This window comes from Pseudomonas sp. NPDC090592 (assembly GCF_044769185.1).
Classification (GTDB): domain Bacteria; phylum Pseudomonadota; class Gammaproteobacteria; order Pseudomonadales; family Pseudomonadaceae; genus Aquipseudomonas.
The window spans coordinates 80,007-97,727 of record NZ_JBIVXJ010000016.1 but is presented as its reverse complement, the minus strand read 5'-3'; the positions used below and the strand labels follow the sequence as shown (position 1 = coordinate 97,727).

The following is a 17,721-nucleotide window of genomic DNA, read 5'->3' as shown; positions in this document are numbered from 1 at the left end:
CTTCACTCCCGATGGTCGTGGGTCTGGGTGATACGGCCTTGTTCCACGTGGAACAAAGCAACTGGCGTTTCCGTCTGCCAGCCTTCCCTCAGTAATTCGTGGTCTACACAGGTGATGAACACCTGGCAGCGTAATTCTTCAAGCAAGCGGCACAGCGCGCGGCGATGCTTATCGTCCAGTTCGGACGGCAAGTCATCCACGAGATAAATACAGTGACCGCGGCGAGCCTGGCTAACGAGGTGGCCTTGGGCAATACGCAATGCGCATACCACCAGCTTTTGCTGACCACGCGACAGGATGTCGGCTGCGTTATTGGCAGCCAGACGAAGACGCAGATCAGCACGCTGCGGACCGGCCTGGGTATGGCCCATCTGCTGATCGCGAAGGAGAGAGGAGGCGAGTACTTCTTGCAGTTCCCGGTCCTTGTCCCAGCCTCGATAGTAGCTCAGGGTCAACCCGTCCAGCTCGACCAGTTCGCTCAGGGTTCGCTCGAAGACGGGCTTCAAGGCCTTGATGTAATTGCGACGGTATTCATCTATTTCCGCGCTGGCCAGGCACAACTCCCGGTCCCAGGCGGCTTGCGAAGCTGGGTCAAGTGTACCATGACGCAACCATGAGTTCCGCTGCCGCAGCGCCTTCTGCAGCCGTTGCCAGGCCGGCAGAAAACGAGGTTCCACGTGGAACACCCCCCAATCCAGGAACTGGCGGCGGATTTTCGGGGCGCCTTCCAACAGCCGGAAGCTGTCCGGGTTGATGAGCTGAAGCGGTAGCAACTCCGCCAGTTGCGCAGCGCTGCGCGCATTTTGCCCATCAATGCGAATCGAGAACTCCCCCTGACGCTCCCGAGATACACCCAGTTTGCTGGTGCCACCCTCGGTCAACTCCACCTCGCCGAACACGGTACAGGCAGGCTGTTCGTACTGAATGACCGGGTTCAAACGGGTGCTACGGAAAGACCGAGCCAGACCAAGCAGGTGCACGGCCTCAAGCACGCTGGTCTTGCCACTGCCGTTGGCGCCGTAAAGGATGTTGATGCGGGGGGAGGGTGAGAGTGTCACCGGGTGCAAGTTGCGCACCGCGGTGACCATGATACGTCGAAGGGACATTTCGCCTGCTACAGGTTACAGGCGCATCGGCATGACAACGTAGGAAGAATCGTCATTGCCAGCTTCCTGCAGCAGGGCACTGCTGTTGGAATCAGACAGAATCAGACGAACTTGCTCAGTAGTCATAACGCCCAGCACGTCCAGCAGGTAGCTGACGTTGAAGCCGATTTCCAGGGAGCTACCTTCGTAGTCCACGCTGATTTCTTCTTCCGCTTCTTCCTGCTCGGGGTTGTTGGCCTGGATCTTCAACTGGCCAGCAGCCAGTTGCAGGCGGATACCACGGTATTTCTCGTTGGAGAGAATCGCAGTGCGGCTGAAGGCTTCACGCAGGGCCTGACGGTCACCGACCACCAATTTATCGCCGCCCTTGGGCAATACGCGCTCGTAGTCCGGGAACTTGCCGTCCACCAGCTTGGAGGTGAAGGTGAATTCACCGGTAGTGGCACGAATGTGGTGTTGGCCCAGAACAATGCTGACCATGCCTTCCGGATCGGTCAGCAGGCGCGCCAGCTCCAGGATGCCTTTGCGCGGCACGATGACCTGGTGGCGATCTTCCTGCTCGATCGGCGCGGTCATGGAGCACAGCGCCAGACGGTGGCCATCAGTGGACACTGCGCGCAGGGTGTTACGGGAAACCTCCAGCAGCATGCCGTTGAGGTAGTAACGCACATCCTGCTGAGCCATGGCGAAGCTGGTGCGCTCGATCAGACGGCGCAGCTTGCTCTGTTCCAGATTGCAGGTCAGCGACCCCGGGCCTTCTTCCACAGTCGGGAAGTCATTGGCTGGCAGGGTCGACAGGGTAAAGCGGCTGCGGCCGGCCTTTACCAACAGTTTCTGCTCGTCGACCTTTATATCGATCAGGGCGTCGTTCGGCAGGCTTTTGCAAATGTCCATCAGCTTGCGCGCCGGCACAGTGATTTCGCCAGGCTCCGCCGGCTCTTCCAGTTGTACGCGGCCTACCAGTTCGACTTCCAGGTCGGTACCGGTCAACGACAGTTGCTGGCCTTGCACGACCAGCAGTACGTTGGACAGGACCGGCAAGGTCTGACGGCGCTCGACGACACCGGCGACCAGTTGCAGGGGTTTCAACAGGGCTTCGCGTTGAATGGTGAAATGCATGGTCTAGTCCCTTGCCTTCAATTAGCTGCGCAGACGGCCATCAGGTCGTCAGCGTCCGCAGCAGGTTCTTGTAGTCCTCGCGGATGTCCGCGTCGGATTCCTTCAATTCGTTGATCTTGCGGCAGGCATGCAGCACGGTCGTGTGGTCACGGCCACCAAACATGTCGCCGATTTCCGGCAGACTGTGGTTGGTCAGCTCCTTGGAAAGGGCCATGGCCACCTGGCGTGGGCGTGCGACAGAGCGCGAACGACGCTTGGACAACAGATCAGAGATCTTGATCTTGTAGTACTCGGCGACGGTACGCTGAATGTTATCCACACTGACCAGTTTGTCTTGCAGCGCCAACAGGTCTTTAAGCGACTCGCGGATCAGCTCGATAGTGATATCGCGGCCCATGAAGTGCGAGTGGGCAATGACCCGTTTCAGGGCACCTTCCAGCTCACGTACGTTGGAACGGATACGTTGAGCAATGAAGAAGGCCGCATCATGAGGTAGCTCGACCTTGGCCTGGTCAGCCTTCTTCATCAGGATGGCCACGCGGGTTTCCAGCTCGGGTGGCTCGACAGCCACCGTCAGCCCCCAACCAAAGCGCGACTTCAAGCGCTCTTCCAGGCCTTCGATCTCCTTGGGATAACGATCAGAGGTAAGGATTACCTGCTGGCCGCCCTCGAGCAGGGCGTTGAAGGTGTGGAAAAACTCTTCCTGAGAGCGCTCTTTGCGGGCAAAGAACTGGATATCGTCGATCAGCAACGCATCCACCGAGCGGTAGAAGCGCTTGAATTCGTTGATGGCGTTGAGCTGCAGGGCCTTGACCATGTCTGCGACGAAACGCTCCGAATGCAGGTACACGACCTTGGCGTTCGGGTTCTTCTTCAACAAGTGGTTACCCACAGCATGCATGAGGTGGGTCTTACCCAAGCCCACGCCGCCGTAAAGGAACAGTGGGTTGTAACCATGCTTGGGGTTATCGGCCACCTGCCAGGCAGCTGCACGCGCCAGCTGGTTCGACTTACCTTCGACGAAGGTGTCGAAGGTGAAGGTGCGGTTCAGGTAGCTGGTGTGCTTGAGCGCACCTTCAACCTGCACGGTGCGCTGTTCGGTCCGGGCACTGCTGGCGGGTGCCGTTGCCGGCTCGGCCATGGCATCGAAGCTGTCACGCGAGGACTGCTCGGCCAGCTCATTGACCAGCACAGGCTCAACGGCCGCAACAGTAACCGGCTCGACCGCCGCCACCGCCGGCACAGCCTTTGGCGCCTGGCTTTGCGCCAGCGATGCCGCCACAGCGGCACTGACCGGCGCGTTGGGCGCAGCGCGTGGGGCCGAACTGCGGCGGCTGCCTATTAACAAGGAAAGGGCAGGCGCGATACCGCTACCGTTTTCGCCCAACAGCTCGAGCAAACGGCCCAGGTACTTTTCATTGACCCAATCGAGAACGAAACGGTTAGGCGCATAGACGCGCAACTCGTCGCCTTCGGCTTCGACCTGTAGCGGACGGATCCAGGTGTTGAATTGCTGGGCAGGCAGTTCATCGCGCAGAAGCTCTACGCACTGCTGCCAAAGTTCCACTGACACGGATATCCCCTGAGTTTGAAAGCCGGATGAGGCAAAAGCAAACCGCCATTGTACCGCTCGATCGATCAGTTATCCACATGTGGACACGTTAGGATCCATGACAAAACAGCCATTTATCGACCAAAACGACCTCGCCGGACTGTGAATAAGCTCTGTGGATAACCCGGCATGAGGGCTATGCACAACCCTGAGACCCAGCCTGTTGATAACTCACCTGTGGGTAAGTATCCTTTTAATCCACAGGTTTCGACCACGATCAAAACAAGCGCAGCACCGTTTGAGAACAAGGTTATGAAACGCTGTACAGCACGTGATTCATGGCCTGTATACGGTTATCCACAGAAGGTTATCCACTTAAGATTTATAAGTTCTTCAGAAAAGCTTTTTATATGTCTCTTCTTTTTTTTCATGTTGTCCCTTCCTCGTGTGTCCGATCAAGCACCCTTTGCCGATGACCGAACGTGCACCGTCCATCCCGTGCTCTATATGGAAAGGTTGGTTGGAAATTGACCTATGGGCTTGCTTTCTCTAGAATCGCCGGTCTCTTAAAAAGGGGGCCATCCCGGCCCGTCGTCGACAAACCAGGTAACACGCCATGAAACGTACTTTCCAACCAAGCACCATCAAGCGCGCCCGCACCCACGGTTTCCGTGCCCGTATGGCTACCAAGAACGGCCGCGCTGTTCTGTCGCGTCGTCGTGCCAAAGGCCGTAAGCGTCTGGCCATTTGATTTTTCGGCACAGGTGGTGAGTCAGGACTTCAGTCGGGAAAAGCGACTGCTTACACCCCGACATTTCAAAGCGGTCTTCGACTCCCCAACCGGCAAGGTTCCAGGGAAAAACCTGCTGATCCTTGCTCGCGAGAACGGTCTCGATCACCCACGGCTTGGCCTGGTGATCGGCAAGAAGAGCGTCAAGCTCGCTGTTCAACGCAACCGCCTCAAGCGCTTGATGCGCGATTCCTTTCGTCTGAACCAGCAATTGCTTGCCGGCCTGGACATTGTGATCGTCGCGCGCAAGGGATTGGGTGAAGTAGAAAACCCGGAATTGCACCAACACTTTGGCAAGCTCTGGAAACGCCTGGCTCGCAGCCGGCCAACCCCAGCAGTCACCGCCAATTCCGCAGGGGTAGACAGCCAAGATGCGTAAACTGGCACTCGTTCCGATCCAGTTTTACCGTTACGCCATTAGTCCTCTGATGGCCAGTCACTGTCGTTTTTTCCCCAGTTGCTCCTGTTACGCTTATGAAGCCATCGAAAACCATGGCCTCTGGCGTGGTGGGTGGCTGGCCGTTCGTCGCCTGGGGCGTTGTCATCCGTGGAATGACGGCGGTTTCGACCCCGTTCCACCCGCTCCTTCCTCCCGAACTTCTTCGATAGCCGAGTAATCATGGATATTAAACGCACGATCCTGATCGCCGCGCTGGCAGTCGTGTCCTACGTCATGGTCCTGAAGTGGAACGATGACTACGGCCAGGCTGCCCTGCCGACTCAGAATACTGCTGCCAGCACTGTTGCTCCGGGCTTGCCCGATGGCGTGCCGGCCGGTAACAACGGCGCCAGTGCCGATGTACCGAGCGCCAACGCCGAATCGAGCCCTGCCGAACTGGCACCGGTCGCACTCAGCAAGGACCTGATCCGGGTCAAGACCGACGTCCTGGAACTGGCTATCGATCCAGTTGGTGGTGACATCGTCCAGCTGAACCTGCCGAAATACCCACGCCGTCAGGACCACCCGAACATCCCGTTCCAGTTGTTCGACAACGGTGGCGAGCGTGTTTACCTGGCACAAAGCGGCCTGACCGGTGCCAACGGCCCGGATGCCCGCGCCAGCGGCCGTCCGCTGTATGCTGCCGAACAGAAGAGCTACCAGCTGGCCGATGGCCAGGAACAACTGGTGGTCGACCTGAAGTTCAGCGACAACGGTGTCAACTACATCAAGCGCTTCAGCTTCAAGCGCGGTGAGTACGACCTGAATGTCAGCTACCTGATCGACAACCAGAGCGGCCAGGCCTGGAGCGGCAACATGTTTGCCCAGCTCAAGCGTGACGCCAGTGGCGATCCGTCCTCCAGCACTGCCACCGGCACTGCAACCTACCTGGGTGCAGCCCTGTGGACAGCTTCCGAGCCTTACAAAAAGGTCTCGATGAAGGACATCGACAAAGGTAGTTTGAAAGAAAATGTGTCTGGCGGCTGGGTTGCCTGGCTGCAGCACTACTTCGTGACCGCCTGGATTCCGGCAAAATCGGACAACAACGTTGTCCAGACCCGCAAGGACAGCCAGGGCAACTACATCATCGGCTACACCGGCCCGGCCCTCAGCGTGCCTGCAGGTGGCAAGGCCGAAACCACCGCCATGCTGTATGCCGGTCCGAAGATCCAGTCCAAGCTGAAAGAGTTGTCCCCAGGCCTGGAACTGACCGTCGACTACGGCTTCCTGTGGTTCATCGCCCAGCCGATCTTCTGGCTGCTGCAACATATCCACAGCCTGCTGGGTAACTGGGGCTGGTCGATCATCGTGCTGACCATGCTGATCAAAGGCCTGTTCTTCCCGCTGTCGGCTGCCAGCTACCGCTCCATGGCGCGCATGCGTGCCGTAGCGCCGAAGCTCGCTGCGCTGAAGGAACGCTTCGGTGACGATCGCCAGAAGATGTCCCAGGCGATGATGGAGCTGTACAAGAAAGAGAAGATCAACCCGCTGGGCGGCTGCCTGCCGATCCTGGTGCAGATGCCAGTGTTCCTGGCCCTGTACTGGGTACTGCTGGAAAGCGTGGAAATGCGCCAGGCCCCGTGGATGCTGTGGATTACCGACCTGTCGATCAAGGATCCGTTCTTCATCCTGCCGATCATCATGGGCGCCACCATGTTCATCCAGCAGCGCCTGAACCCGACGCCGCCGGATCCGATGCAGGCCAAGGTGATGAAAATGATGCCGATCATCTTCACCTTCTTCTTCCTGTGGTTCCCGGCTGGTCTGGTGCTGTACTGGGTTGTGAACAACTGCCTGTCGATTTCGCAGCAGTGGTACATCACCCGTCGTATCGAAGCAGCCACCAAAAAAGCTGCTGCTTGACGGGCTAGTACGCTAGCCTGTGAATAAAAAACGCCCCCTAGTGGGGCGTTTTTGCTATCTGTCGTTTTTGTCGTAGAGGCTTTCGAGCATGAACACTGTGCGTGAAACCATCGCCGCCATCGCTACCGCCCAAGGCCGTGGCGGTGTGGGTATTGTCAGGTTGTCCGGGCCCTTGGCTGGCAAGGCCGGGCAGTTGATCACCGGCCGTACCTTGACCCCTCGCCATGCCCACTACGGCCCGTTTCGCGATGATGAAGGGCTGGTATTGGACGAGGGCATTGCGTTGTTCTTCCCCGGGCCGAACTCGTTCACCGGTGAAGATGTGCTTGAACTCCAAGGCCACGGTGGCCCGGTAGTCCTGGACATGCTGCTGCAGCGCTGTGTACAAGTGGGTTGCCGCCTGGCCCGCCCGGGTGAGTTCAGCGAACGCGCGTTCCTCAACGACAAGCTCGACCTGGCCCAGGCAGAAGCGATCGCTGACCTGATCGAGGCCAGCTCCAGCCAGGCCGCGCGCAACGCCCTGCGCTCGCTGCAAGGTGAGTTCTCCAAACGTGTGCACAGCCTGACCGAGGCGCTGATTGCCCTGCGCATCTACGTCGAGGCGGCTATCGACTTTCCTGAGGAAGAGATCGACTTCCTCGCCGATGGCCACGTGCTGTCGATGCTCGATGCGGTGCGCGGCGAGTTATCCACCGTGCAGCGTGAGGCCGGGCAGGGTGCCTTGCTGCGTGACGGCATGACCGTGGTCATCGCCGGCCGGCCGAATGCCGGCAAGTCGAGCCTGCTGAACCAGTTGGCCGGCCGGGAAGCGGCAATCGTCACCGATATCGCCGGCACCACCCGGGACATCCTGCGCGAACATATCCACATAGACGGGATGCCGCTGCACGTGGTCGATACTGCTGGTTTGCGTGATACCGACGATCATGTGGAAAAGATCGGCGTGGAACGCGCCCTGAAGGCCATTGGCGAGGCTGACCGTGTGTTGCTGGTAGTCGACTCCACTGCACCTGAAGCCAGCGACCCGTTCGCGCTGTGGCCTGAGTTTCTCGACCAGCGGCCTGACCCGGCCAAGGTTACGCTGATTCGCAACAAGGCCGACCTGAGTGGCGAGCAGGTGGGGCTGGAACAGTGCGATGACGGGCATGTGACCATTACCCTCAGCGCCAAAGGCGACGATACCGGGCTGCAACTGCTGCGCGACCATCTGAAAGCCTGCATGGGTTACGAACAGACTGCCGAGAGTGGTTTCAGTGCCCGCAGGCGCCATCTGGATGCCTTGCGCCAGGCCAGCGAGCACCTGGAGCACGGCCGTGCCCAATTGACCCTGGCGGGCGCAGGAGAGTTGCTGGCAGAGGATTTGCGCCAGGCACAACATGCGCTTGGGGAAATCACCGGTGCATTCAGCTCGGATGACCTGCTGGGGCGGATTTTCTCCAGCTTCTGCATCGGCAAGTAATCCACAACCAGGCAAAACCAATAGCCGCTCCTTCGGGAGCGGTTTTTTTTTGCCTGAAATTCTTACTCAGCAAGGCGAACTGAGCACTTGTGGGAGCGGGCGCGCCCGCGAAGAGGCCCTTACAACCTGCAAAACCCTATGGCTGGACCGACGCTTTCGCGGGCATGCCCGCTCCCACCTTGTCTGCGCCAGCCTGCTGCTACGAAGATTTTTTTCACCCAGCAGTGAAATCTGCTTTCAGGAGCCCTGTGGAAAACCCTCCTTCAGCTCCGTTGATAAGCAGGCTTTTTTTCTGAGGACAAACCCGCCTGTGGGTAAACGGGTATTTAATCCACAGGCTAAATCGCGTTATCCATAGCCCTCATGCTACTCCAGCCACAGGGTTTAATTTCTCTCTACATAGCGTGAATCCTGAGCTACAGAGGTTTATCCACAGACAACGGTGTGCATAAGAATAAACATAAAAACAAAGCTTTTATAAATTTCTTCTTGTTGATTTCTGTTGTCTGCCACTCATCCACAGACTGGTCAAAATTTGCTCAGACGGTTTCTTTAAAGGGGGTGAAGTCCCTATACTTGTCCGCTTACCTTCTCTATTCGCAAAAACAGGCACGAGGTGCGTGGTGGATTTCCCTTCCCGTTTTGAAGTGATCGTCATCGGCGGCGGCCATGCCGGTACCGAGGCTGCGCTTGCGTCTGCACGCATGGGTGTGAAAACCCTGCTGTTGACCCATAACGTGGAAACCCTCGGTCACATGAGCTGCAACCCCGCCATCGGCGGTATTGGCAAAAGCCATCTGGTCAAAGAGATCGATGCCCTCGGCGGCGCCATGGCGCTGGCCACCGACAAGAGCGGCATCCAGTTCCGCGTTTTGAACAACCGCAAGGGCCCGGCCGTACGCGCCACCCGTGCACAGGCTGACCGCGCCATCTACAAGGCAGTGGTGCGTGAGATCCTGGAAAACCAGCCGAACCTGTGGATATTCCAGCAGTCCTGCGACGACCTGATCGTCGAACAGGACCAGGTCAAAGGCGTGGTGACCCAGATGGGCCTGCGTTTCTTCGCCGAATCGGTGGTACTGACCACCGGTACCTTCCTCGGCGGCCTTATCCACATTGGTCTGCAAAACCATTCCGGCGGTCGCGCCGGTGATCCGCCTTCGATTGCCCTGGCCCACCGCATGCGTGAACTGCCGCTGCGCGTCGGCCGCCTGAAAACCGGCACCCCGCCACGCATCGATGGCCGCTCGGTGGACTTCTCGGTGATGACCGAGCAGCCAGGCGACACGCCGATCCCGGTGATGTCGTTCATGGGCAATGCCGAAATGCACCCGCGTCAGGTGAGCTGCTGGATTACCCACACCAATTCACGCACCCACGAGATCATCGCCTCGAACCTCGACCGCTCGCCGATGTACTCGGGTGTGATCGAAGGCGTCGGCCCGCGCTACTGCCCGTCCATCGAAGACAAGATCCACCGCTTCGCCGACAAGGACAGCCACCAGGTGTTCATCGAGCCGGAAGGCCTGACCACCCACGAGCTGTACCCCAACGGTATTTCCACTTCGCTGCCGTTCGACGTGCAGTTGGAGCTGGTGCGTTCGATCCGCGGCATGGAAAACGCCCACATCGTTCGCCCGGGCTACGCCATCGAGTACGACTACTTCGACCCGCGCGACCTCAAGTACAGCCTCGAGACCAAAGTGATCGGTGGCCTGTTCTTTGCCGGCCAGATCAACGGCACTACCGGTTACGAAGAAGCCGGCGCCCAGGGTTTGCTGGCCGGGACCAACGCTGCCCTGCGGGCGCAGGGCCGTGACAGCTGGTGCCCGCGCCGCGACGAGGCATACATCGGCGTACTGGTCGACGACCTGATTACCCTGGGTACCCAGGAGCCGTACCGTATGTTTACCTCGCGTGCCGAGTACCGGCTGATCCTGCGCGAAGACAACGCCGACCTGCGACTGACCGAAAAGGGCCGTGAACTGGGCCTGATCGATGACCAGCGCTGGGCCGCCTTCTGCGCCAAGCGCGATGGCATCGAGCGTGAGGAACAGCGCCTGAAGTCGACCTGGGTACGGCCGAACACCGAGCAAGGCCAGGCGATTGTGGATAAGTTCGGCACCCCGCTGAGCCATGAGTACAGCCTGCTCAACCTGCTGGCGCGCCCGGAAATCGACTACGCTGGGCTGATCGAGGCGACCGGCGGTGAGGCGATTGATCCACAGGTAGCCGAGCAGGTCGAGATCCGCACCAAGTACGCCGGTTACATCGACCGCCAGCAGGATGAAATCGCCCGCCTGCGCGCCAGCGAAGACACCCGCCTGCCTGTGGATATCGACTACACGACGATTTCCGGCCTGTCCAAGGAGATCCAGGGCAAACTCGGCCAGACCCGTCCCGAGACGCTGGGCCAGGCTTCGCGCATCCCGGGCGTGACCCCGGCGGCGATTTCCCTGTTGCTGATTCACTTGAAAAAACGCGGCGCTGGCCGCGAATTGGAGCAAAGCGCTTGAGTTCCCTGGTCACCCCGCAACACGCTGAAGAGTTGTCCACAGGTGCGCGCCAGCTTGGTATCGAGCTGACTGCGCAGCAGCACGAAAAGCTGCTTGGCTACCTGGGCCTGTTGATCAAATGGAACAAAGCCTACAACCTGACTGCCGTGCGCGACCCGGACGAGATGGTCTCGCGTCACCTGCTCGACAGCCTCAGTGTCATGTCGTTTATCCACAGCGAGCGTGACAGCTGGCTGGATGTCGGTAGCGGCGGTGGCATGCCCGGCATCCCGTTGGCTATCCTGCACCCGCACAAGCGGGTGACGGTGCTGGACGCCAATGGCAAGAAGACCCGCTTCCTGACCCAGGTGAAAATGGAGCTGAAACTGGACAACCTCACGGTTATCCACAGCCGGGTCGAAGCCTTCCAGCCGGCACAACCGTTCGACGGAATCATCTCCCGCGCCTTCAGCAGCATGGAGAACTTCACCAACTGGACCCGCCATCTGGGCGACACCGGGACGCAATGGCTTGCAATGAAGGGGCTGCATCCTGCCGATGAACTGGTAGCATTGCCCGCAGACTTCACAGTGGAAAGCGAACAGGCCCTGACCGTTCCGGGTTGCCAGGGCCAGCGCCATCTGCTGATACTGCGCCGCAAGGCATGACTGGGAACACGCGCATCAATGGCTAAGGTATTCGCAATCGCGAACCAGAAAGGTGGTGTAGGCAAGACCACCACCTGTATCAATCTCGCCGCCTCGCTGGCTGCGACCAAGCGTCGTGTGCTGCTGATCGACCTCGATCCGCAGGGCAACGCCACCATGGGCAGTGGTGTGGACAAGCACGAGCTCGAGCACTCGGTCTACGACCTGTTGATCGGGGAATGCGACCTGGCCCAGGCCATGCATTACTCCGAGCACGGTGGCTTCCAGTTGCTGCCGGCCAACCGGGACCTGACCGCCGCCGAAGTGGTGCTGCTGGAAATGCAGGTCAAGGAAAGCCGTCTGCGCAACGCCCTGGCACCCATCCGCGAGAACTACGACTACATCCTCATCGACTGCCCGCCGTCGTTGTCGATGCTTACGCTCAACGCGCTGGTCGCTTCCGATGGCGTGATCATCCCCATGCAGTGCGAGTACTACGCACTGGAAGGTCTCAGCGATCTTGTGGATAACATCAAGCGCATCGCTGCCCGGTTGAACCCGGAGCTGAAGATCGAGGGCTTGCTGCGGACCATGTACGATCCGCGCCTGAGCCTGAACAACGATGTTTCGGCGCAGCTGAAGGAGCACTTTGGTCCGCAGCTGTACGACACGGTCATTCCGCGCAACATTCGCCTGGCCGAGGCCCCGAGTTTCGGCATGCCGGCCCTGGCCTACGACAAGCAATCGCGCGGCGCGCTGGCTTACCTGGCCCTGGCTGGGGAACTGGTTCGCCGTCAACGCCGTCAATCACGCACTGCACAAACAACTTAAGGAATCCGTATGGCCGTCAAGAAACGAGGTCTCGGACGTGGGTTGGATGCACTGCTCAGTGGTCCTTCCGTCAGCGCGCTCGAAGAGCAGGCTGTAAAGATCGACCACAAAGAACTGCAACACCTGCCGGTCGAACTGATCCAGCGCGGCAAATACCAGCCGCGCCGGGACATGGACCCGCAGGCGCTGGAAGAACTCGCGCACTCCATCCGCACCCATGGCGTCATGCAACCGATCGTGGTGCGCCCGATTGGCGACAACCGTTACGAGATCATCGCCGGTGAGCGCCGCTGGCGGGCAACCCAGCAGGCCGGCCTGGATACGATCCCGGCCATGGTCCGTGAAGTGGCCGACGAAGCCGCCATTGCCATGGCGTTGATCGAGAACATCCAGCGTGAAGACCTCAACCCGCTGGAGGAAGCCCTGGCGCTGCAGCGTCTGCAGCAGGAATTCGAACTCACCCAGCAACAGGTGGCTGACGCCGTAGGCAAGTCGCGGGTAACCGTGGCCAACCTGCTGCGCCTGATCACCCTGCCCGAGGCGATCAAGACCATGCTCGCCCACGGCGACCTGGAGATGGGCCACGCCCGTGCATTGCTCGGTCTGGAAGAAAACCGCCAGGAAGAAGGGGCGCGTCATGTTGTCGCACGTGGCCTCACCGTGCGCCAAACCGAGGCGCTGGTGCGCCAGTGGCTCAGCGACAAGCCTGATCCGGTCGAACCGAGCAAACCTGATCCGGATATCGCACGCCTTGAACAGCGGCTCGCAGAGCGCCTGGGCTCGGCTGTTCAGATCCGTCATGGCAACAAGGGCAAAGGCCAGTTGGTTATTCGTTACAACTCGCTTGACGAGTTGCAAGGCGTGCTTGCTCACATCCGCTGAAACAATTCCTGTTGTAGCGCGCAGTCGGAAATCACTACCGAAGAGTTGAATAGGGGTTAAACCACCCCTATACTCTGCGCGCATTTTGTCGGCACAAATTATGCCAAGTCATTACTGACTTGTTGGTCGACTTCCGAGGAGCAGTTGTGATGGAAATCCGCACGCCAAACCGCCTGCCTTTCCATCGCTGGGCGGTTTTTCCGGTACTGCTGGCTCAATTTGTCGTACTGCTGCTGGCAACCTTGGTGTTGTGGCAGTGGAAAGGGGTAGTCAGTGGATACTCAGGCCTTTGCGGAGGTTTGATTGCTTGGCTGCCCAATGTGTATTTCGCCTGGAAGGCTTTTCGCTTCAGCGGAGCTCGGGCGGCACAAGCCATCGTCAAGTCGTTTTACGCGGGCGAGGCAGGCAAGATGATTTTGACGGCAGTGCTTTTTGCACTGACCTTCGCAGGAGTGAAGCCACTGGCGCCGTTAGCAGTATTCGGCGTCTTCGTGCTGACCCTTTTGGTCAGCTGGTTCGCGCCCCTGCTGATGAATAAAAGACTTTCGAGACCTTAGGGCGTTTGAGGCAACCATGGCAGAAGAAACCGCTTCGGGTTATATCCAGCACCACTTGCAGAACCTGACCTATGGTCAATTACCAGACGGCAGCTGGGGCTTCGCCCATTCGGCTGCAGAAGCCAAGGCAATGGGCTTCTGGGCGTTCCACGTGGACACCCTGGGTTGGTCCGTCGCGCTGGGTCTGATCTTCCTGTTCATCTTCCGCATGGCGGCCAAGAAGGCGACTTCCGGCCAACCTGGCGGTCTGCAGAACTTCGTTGAAGTGATGGTGGACTTCGTCAACGGTAGCGTGAAGGACTCCTTCCACGGCCGTAGCCCGGTAATCGCCCCGCTGGCGCTGACCATTTTCGTCTGGGTGTTCCTGATGAACGCCGTCGACCTGGTACCGGTCGACTGGATTCCTCAGCTGGCCATCCTGATTTCCGGTGACCCGCACATTCCGTTCCGCGCCGTGTCGACCACCGACCCGAACGCGACACTGGCCATGGCCTTCTGCGTGTTTGCCCTGATCATCTTCTACAGCATCAAGGTCAAGGGCCTGGGCGGCTTCATCGGCGAGCTGACCCTGCACCCGTTCGGCAGCAAGAACATCTTCGTTCAGATCCTGCTGATTCCGGTCAACTTCCTGCTGGAATTCGTCACCCTGATCGCCAAGCCGATCTCGCTGGCACTGCGTCTGTTCGGCAACATGTACGCCGGCGAACTGGTGTTCATCCTGATCGCGGTCATGTTCGGCTCCGGCCTGCTGTGGCTCAGCGGCCTGGGTGTGGTGCTGCAATGGGCGTGGGCTGTGTTCCACATCCTGATCATCACTCTGCAAGCTTTCATCTTCATGATGCTGACCATCGTCTACCTGTCGATGGCCCACGAAGATAACCATTAAGACCGCCTGGCGTGTCTGATAGCCTTCCCCGCCTGTTTGGGGGGAGGGCTTAAAAAGTCCGCAAGGGCATGCTGTACCAAACGATTTGTTTTACCGCTTCAACTTAAAAACCTAACCAATACGACGTAAAAGTCGGGAGGAAAGATGGAAACTGTAGTTGGTCTGACCGCTATCGCTGTTGCTCTGCTGATCGGCCTGGGTGCTCTGGGTACCGCCATTGGTTTCGGCCTGCTGGGCGGCAAATTCCTGGAAGGCGCTGCTCGCCAGCCAGAAATGGTTCCAATGCTGCAGGTTAAAATGTTCATCGTTGCCGGTCTGCTCGACGCCGTAACCATGATCGGTGTTGGTATCGCTCTGTTCTTCACCTTCGCGAATCCGTTCGTTGGTCAAATCGCCGGCTAATCACTCGTTAACCACGAGTTGATAGCTGTGATGAACCAAAGACCGAGCGAGGTGTTGGCGTGAACATTAATGCAACCCTGATTGGCCAATCCGTTGCCTTCCTGATTTTTGTACTCTTCTGCATGAAGTACGTATGGCCTCCGGTCATCACTGCCCTGCAAGAGCGCCAAAAGAAGATTGCCGACGGCTTGGACGCTGCCAACCGCGCAGCTCGCGACCTGGAGCTGGCCCAAGAGAAAGCGGGTCAGCAACTGCGTGAAGCTAAAGCACAGGCAGCCGAAATCATTGAGCAAAGCAAGAAACGCGCTGCTCAGCTTGTCGAGGAAGCCCGTGACCAGGCCCGCGTCGAAGCTGACCGTGTGAAGGCTCAGGCTCTGGCCGAGATCGAACAGGAACTGAACAGCGTTAAAGACGCCCTGCGTGCCCAAGTGGGTGCCCTGGCCGTTGGCGGTGCTGAAAAGATCCTTGGCGCCACAATCGATCAAAACGCGCATGCGGAGCTGGTTAACAAACTGGCCGCTGAAATTTAAGCGAGGGCGATCATGGCAGAACTGACCACGTTGGCCCGACCTTACGCTAAGGCTGCCTTTGAGCATGCCCAGGCCCATCAGCAACTGGCCAATTGGTCAGCCATGCTCGGCCTGGCTGCTGCGGTGTCGCAAGACGACACCATGCAGCGCCTGCTCAAGGCCCCGCGACTGACGAGCGCAGAAAAGGCCGCCACGTTCATTGACGTGTGCGGTGACAAGTTCAATGCACAGGCACAGAATTTCATTCATGTTGCCGCGGAAAACGACCGTCTCCTGCTTCTGCCGGAGATTGCCGCTCTGTTCGACCTGTACAAGGCCGAGCAAGAGAAATCCGTGGACGTGGAAGTCACCAGTGCCTTCGCGTTGAACCAAGAACAGCAAGACAAACTCGCCAAGGTTCTCAGTGCACGGCTAGGCCAGGAAGTTCGCCTGCACGCGTCGGAGGATGCCAGCCTGATTGGCGGCGTCGTCATCCGCGCTGGTGACCTGGTAATCGATGGCTCTGTTCGCGGCAAAATCGCGAAACTGGCCGAAGCATTGAAATCTTGAGTTTGAAGGGGCAGCAGAGCAATGCAGCAACTCAATCCTTCCGAAATTAGTGAAATCATCAAGGGCCGCATCGACAACCTCGATGTGAGCTCCCAAGCCCGTAACGAAGGTACCGTTGTTTCGGTATCCGACGGTATCGTGCGGATCCACGGTCTGGCCGACGTCATGTACGGCGAAATGATCGAGTTCCCTGGCAGCGTATTCGGCATGGCCCTGAACCTGGAGCAAGACTCCGTAGGTGCAGTGATCCTGGGTGCATACGACACCCTCGCCGAAGGCATGAGCGCCAAGTGCACCGGCCGCATCCTGGAAGTTCCGGTTGGTAAGGAACTGCTGGGTCGCGTCGTTGACGCACTGGGCAACCCGATCGACGGCAAAGGTCCTCTGGGCAATACCCAGACCGACGCAGTCGAGAAAGTAGCTCCAGGCGTGATCTGGCGTAAGTCGGTAGACCAGCCTGTACAGACTGGCTACAAGTCCGTCGACGCCATGATTCCTGTCGGCCGTGGCCAGCGCGAGCTGATCATCGGTGACCGTCAGATCGGCAAGACCGCCATGGCCATCGACGCCATCATCAACCAGAAAGACTCCGGTATTTTCTGTGTTTATGTTGCTGTCGGCCAGAAGCGCTCCACCGTTGCCAACATCGTTCGCAAGCTGGAAGAAGCCGGCGCCCTGGCCAACACCATCGTGGTCGTTGCCAGTGCTTCGGAGTCCGCCGCACTGCAGTTCCTGGCGCCATACGCCGGCTGCACCATGGGCGAGTTCTTCCGTGACCGCGGTGAAGATGCCCTGATCGTTTACGATGACCTGTCCAAGCAGGCCGTTGCCTACCGTCAGATCTCCCTGCTGCTGCGCCGTCCACCAGGACGTGAAGCGTACCCAGGCGACGTGTTCTACCTCCACTCCCGTCTGCTGGAGCGTGCATCGCGCGTTTCGGAAGAGTACGTCGAGAAGTTCACCAACGGCGCTGTGACTGGCAAAACCGGTTCCCTGACCGCCCTGCCGATCATCGAAACCCAGGCTGGCGACGTTTCCGCGTTCGTTCCGACCAACGTGATTTCCATCACCGACGGTCAGATCTTCCTGGAATCGGCCATGTTCAACTCGGGCATCCGCCCTGCAGTGAACGCCGGTGTTTCGGTATCCCGCGTAGGTGGTGCCGCTCAGACCAAGATCATCAAGAAGCTGTCCGGCGGTATCCGTACCGCTCTGGCTCAGTACCGTGAACTGGCTGCATTCGCCCAGTTCGCGTCCGATCTGGACGAAGCGACCCGCAAACAGCTGGAGCATGGTCAGCGCGTAACCGAGCTGATGAAGCAGAAGCAGTACGCGCCAATGTCCATCGCGGACATGGCCCTGTCGCTGTACGCCGCTGAGCGTGGCTTCCTGACTGACGTAGAAGTCTCCAAGATCGGTAGCTTCGAGCAAGCTCTGATCGCCTTCTTCAACCGTGATCACGCTGAACTGATGGCGAAGATCAACGTGAAGGGTGACTTCAACGACGAAATCGACGCTGGCCTGAAAGCCGGTATCGAGAAGTTCAAGGCCACCCAGACCTGGTAAGCCGCAGCGGGGGCCCAGGCCCCCGCTTGCTAACCTGATAGGTGATAC

Annotated in this window: 18 protein-coding genes; 15 read left to right on the top strand and 3 right to left on the bottom strand. The window is 58.9% G+C overall.

Annotated features, from left to right (window positions below):
* Nucleotides 1-2: 2 nt before the first annotated feature.
* From recF to dnaA, 3 genes are read right to left on the bottom strand one after another with little or no spacing between them, the layout of a single operon-like run.
* Entirely contained in the window at nucleotides 3-1,106 is a 1,104-nt protein-coding gene (recF, locus tag ACIQUI_RS16375) for a DNA replication/repair protein RecF (RefSeq protein ID WP_403200383.1), read from the bottom strand.
* A gap of 15 nt (nucleotides 1,107-1,121) precedes the next feature.
* A complete protein-coding gene (gene dnaN, locus ACIQUI_RS16370; RefSeq protein ID WP_016497344.1) occupies nucleotides 1,122-2,225 on the bottom strand; it encodes a DNA polymerase III subunit beta in 1,104 nt (367 codons plus the stop codon).
* Between the two features lie 40 nt (nucleotides 2,226-2,265).
* Nucleotides 2,266-3,798: a chromosomal replication initiator protein DnaA gene (gene dnaA / locus ACIQUI_RS16365; protein ID WP_391131841.1), complete on the bottom strand. Its 1,533-nt coding sequence runs from the start codon at nucleotides 3,796-3,798 to the stop codon at nucleotides 2,266-2,268.
* Between the two features lie 595 nt (nucleotides 3,799-4,393).
* Between dnaA and rpmH the strand changes: the two genes are divergently transcribed.
* The 15 genes from rpmH to atpA all read left to right on the top strand — a co-directional run bounded on the left by rpmH (nucleotide 4,394) and on the right by atpA (nucleotide 17,673).
* Nucleotides 4,394-4,528, top strand: coding sequence for a 50S ribosomal protein L34 (rpmH, locus tag ACIQUI_RS16360; protein WP_003253163.1), 135 nt, complete (start codon nucleotides 4,394-4,396; stop codon nucleotides 4,526-4,528).
* 13 nt (nucleotides 4,529-4,541) lie between these two features.
* Nucleotides 4,542-4,946: a ribonuclease P protein component gene (gene rnpA / locus ACIQUI_RS16355; RefSeq protein WP_284357050.1), complete on the top strand. Its 405-nt coding sequence runs from the start codon at nucleotides 4,542-4,544 to the stop codon at nucleotides 4,944-4,946.
* Nucleotides 4,939-5,184 (top strand): membrane protein insertion efficiency factor YidD, encoded by a 246-nt coding sequence (yidD, locus tag ACIQUI_RS16350; RefSeq protein ID WP_075046823.1) that lies wholly within the window; start codon nucleotides 4,939-4,941, stop codon nucleotides 5,182-5,184. Before rnpA ends, yidD begins: the two co-directional genes overlap by 8 nt.
* Nucleotides 5,185-5,186: 2 nt before the next feature.
* Entirely contained in the window at nucleotides 5,187-6,869 is a 1,683-nt protein-coding gene (gene yidC, locus ACIQUI_RS16345; protein WP_403200378.1) for a membrane protein insertase YidC, read from the top strand.
* Between the two features lie 88 nt (nucleotides 6,870-6,957).
* Nucleotides 6,958-8,328 carry a tRNA uridine-5-carboxymethylaminomethyl(34) synthesis GTPase MnmE gene (gene mnmE, locus ACIQUI_RS16340; RefSeq protein ID WP_403200376.1) on the top strand — a complete coding sequence of 457 codons (1,371 nt, stop codon included), beginning with the start codon at nucleotides 6,958-6,960 and terminating at the stop codon, nucleotides 8,326-8,328.
* Nucleotides 8,329-8,951: 623 nt separating this feature from the next.
* A complete protein-coding gene (gene mnmG, locus ACIQUI_RS16335; protein WP_403200373.1) occupies nucleotides 8,952-10,844 on the top strand; it encodes a tRNA uridine-5-carboxymethylaminomethyl(34) synthesis enzyme MnmG in 1,893 nt (630 codons plus the stop codon).
* Nucleotides 10,841-11,491 carry a 16S rRNA (guanine(527)-N(7))-methyltransferase RsmG gene (rsmG, locus tag ACIQUI_RS16330; protein ID WP_403200370.1) on the top strand — a complete coding sequence of 217 codons (651 nt, stop codon included), beginning with the start codon at nucleotides 10,841-10,843 and terminating at the stop codon, nucleotides 11,489-11,491. Before mnmG ends, rsmG begins: the two co-directional genes overlap by 4 nt.
* Before the next feature lie 18 nt (nucleotides 11,492-11,509).
* The gene (locus ACIQUI_RS16325) at nucleotides 11,510-12,301 is read left to right on the top strand and encodes a ParA family protein (RefSeq protein WP_012274913.1); all 792 of its coding nucleotides are present in this window, start codon (nucleotides 11,510-11,512) and stop codon (nucleotides 12,299-12,301) included.
* Nucleotides 12,302-12,310: 9 nt separating this feature from the next.
* A complete protein-coding gene (locus ACIQUI_RS16320; protein WP_403200368.1) occupies nucleotides 12,311-13,183 on the top strand; it encodes a ParB/RepB/Spo0J family partition protein in 873 nt (290 codons plus the stop codon).
* A 149-nt stretch (nucleotides 13,184-13,332) separates the two neighbouring features.
* Nucleotides 13,333-13,740, top strand: a complete 408-nt coding sequence (locus ACIQUI_RS16315; RefSeq protein WP_011536507.1) for a F0F1 ATP synthase subunit I — start codon at nucleotides 13,333-13,335, stop codon at nucleotides 13,738-13,740.
* Nucleotides 13,741-13,756: 16 nt separating this feature from the next.
* Complete coding sequence (gene atpB / locus ACIQUI_RS16310; protein WP_403200365.1) at nucleotides 13,757-14,626, top strand: F0F1 ATP synthase subunit A; 870 nt, start codon at nucleotides 13,757-13,759, stop codon at nucleotides 14,624-14,626.
* A 144-nt stretch (nucleotides 14,627-14,770) separates the two neighbouring features.
* Entirely contained in the window at nucleotides 14,771-15,028 is a 258-nt protein-coding gene (atpE, locus tag ACIQUI_RS16305) for a F0F1 ATP synthase subunit C (protein WP_003097235.1), read from the top strand.
* 59 nt (nucleotides 15,029-15,087) lie between these two features.
* Nucleotides 15,088-15,558 carry a F0F1 ATP synthase subunit B gene (locus ACIQUI_RS16300; RefSeq protein ID WP_403200362.1) on the top strand — a complete coding sequence of 157 codons (471 nt, stop codon included), beginning with the start codon at nucleotides 15,088-15,090 and terminating at the stop codon, nucleotides 15,556-15,558.
* Between the two features lie 12 nt (nucleotides 15,559-15,570).
* A complete protein-coding gene (locus ACIQUI_RS16295; protein WP_003253191.1) occupies nucleotides 15,571-16,107 on the top strand; it encodes a F0F1 ATP synthase subunit delta in 537 nt (178 codons plus the stop codon).
* Nucleotides 16,108-16,128: 21 nt separating this feature from the next.
* Nucleotides 16,129-17,673 (top strand): F0F1 ATP synthase subunit alpha, encoded by a 1,545-nt coding sequence (gene atpA, locus ACIQUI_RS16290; protein ID WP_016712768.1) that lies wholly within the window; start codon nucleotides 16,129-16,131, stop codon nucleotides 17,671-17,673.
* Nucleotides 17,674-17,721 lie beyond the last annotated feature (48 nt).

Excerpts from the sequence above, each read along its gene's own strand:
- recF (WP_403200383.1), bottom strand. The coding sequence starts at position 1,106 with ATGTCCCTTCGACGTATCATGGTCACCGCGGTGCGCAACTTGCACCCG.
- dnaN (WP_016497344.1), bottom strand. The coding sequence starts at position 2,225 with ATGCATTTCACCATTCAACGCGAAGCCCTGTTGAAACCCCTGCAACTG.
- rpmH (WP_003253163.1), top strand. The coding sequence starts at position 4,394 with ATGAAACGTACTTTCCAACCAAGCACCATCAAGCGCGCCCGCACCCAC.
- yidD (WP_075046823.1), top strand. The coding sequence starts at position 4,939 with ATGCGTAAACTGGCACTCGTTCCGATCCAGTTTTACCGTTACGCCATT.
- yidC (WP_403200378.1), top strand. The coding sequence starts at position 5,187 with ATGGATATTAAACGCACGATCCTGATCGCCGCGCTGGCAGTCGTGTCC.
- mnmE (WP_403200376.1), top strand. The coding sequence starts at position 6,958 with ATGAACACTGTGCGTGAAACCATCGCCGCCATCGCTACCGCCCAAGGC.
- ACIQUI_RS16325 (WP_012274913.1), top strand. The coding sequence starts at position 11,510 with ATGGCTAAGGTATTCGCAATCGCGAACCAGAAAGGTGGTGTAGGCAAG.
- ACIQUI_RS16320 (WP_403200368.1), top strand. The coding sequence starts at position 12,311 with ATGGCCGTCAAGAAACGAGGTCTCGGACGTGGGTTGGATGCACTGCTC.
- ACIQUI_RS16315 (WP_011536507.1), top strand. The coding sequence starts at position 13,333 with ATGGAAATCCGCACGCCAAACCGCCTGCCTTTCCATCGCTGGGCGGTT.
- atpB (WP_403200365.1), top strand. The coding sequence starts at position 13,757 with ATGGCAGAAGAAACCGCTTCGGGTTATATCCAGCACCACTTGCAGAAC.
- atpE (WP_003097235.1), top strand. The coding sequence starts at position 14,771 with ATGGAAACTGTAGTTGGTCTGACCGCTATCGCTGTTGCTCTGCTGATC.
- ACIQUI_RS16295 (WP_003253191.1), top strand. The coding sequence starts at position 15,571 with ATGGCAGAACTGACCACGTTGGCCCGACCTTACGCTAAGGCTGCCTTT.
- atpA (WP_016712768.1), top strand. The coding sequence starts at position 16,129 with ATGCAGCAACTCAATCCTTCCGAAATTAGTGAAATCATCAAGGGCCGC.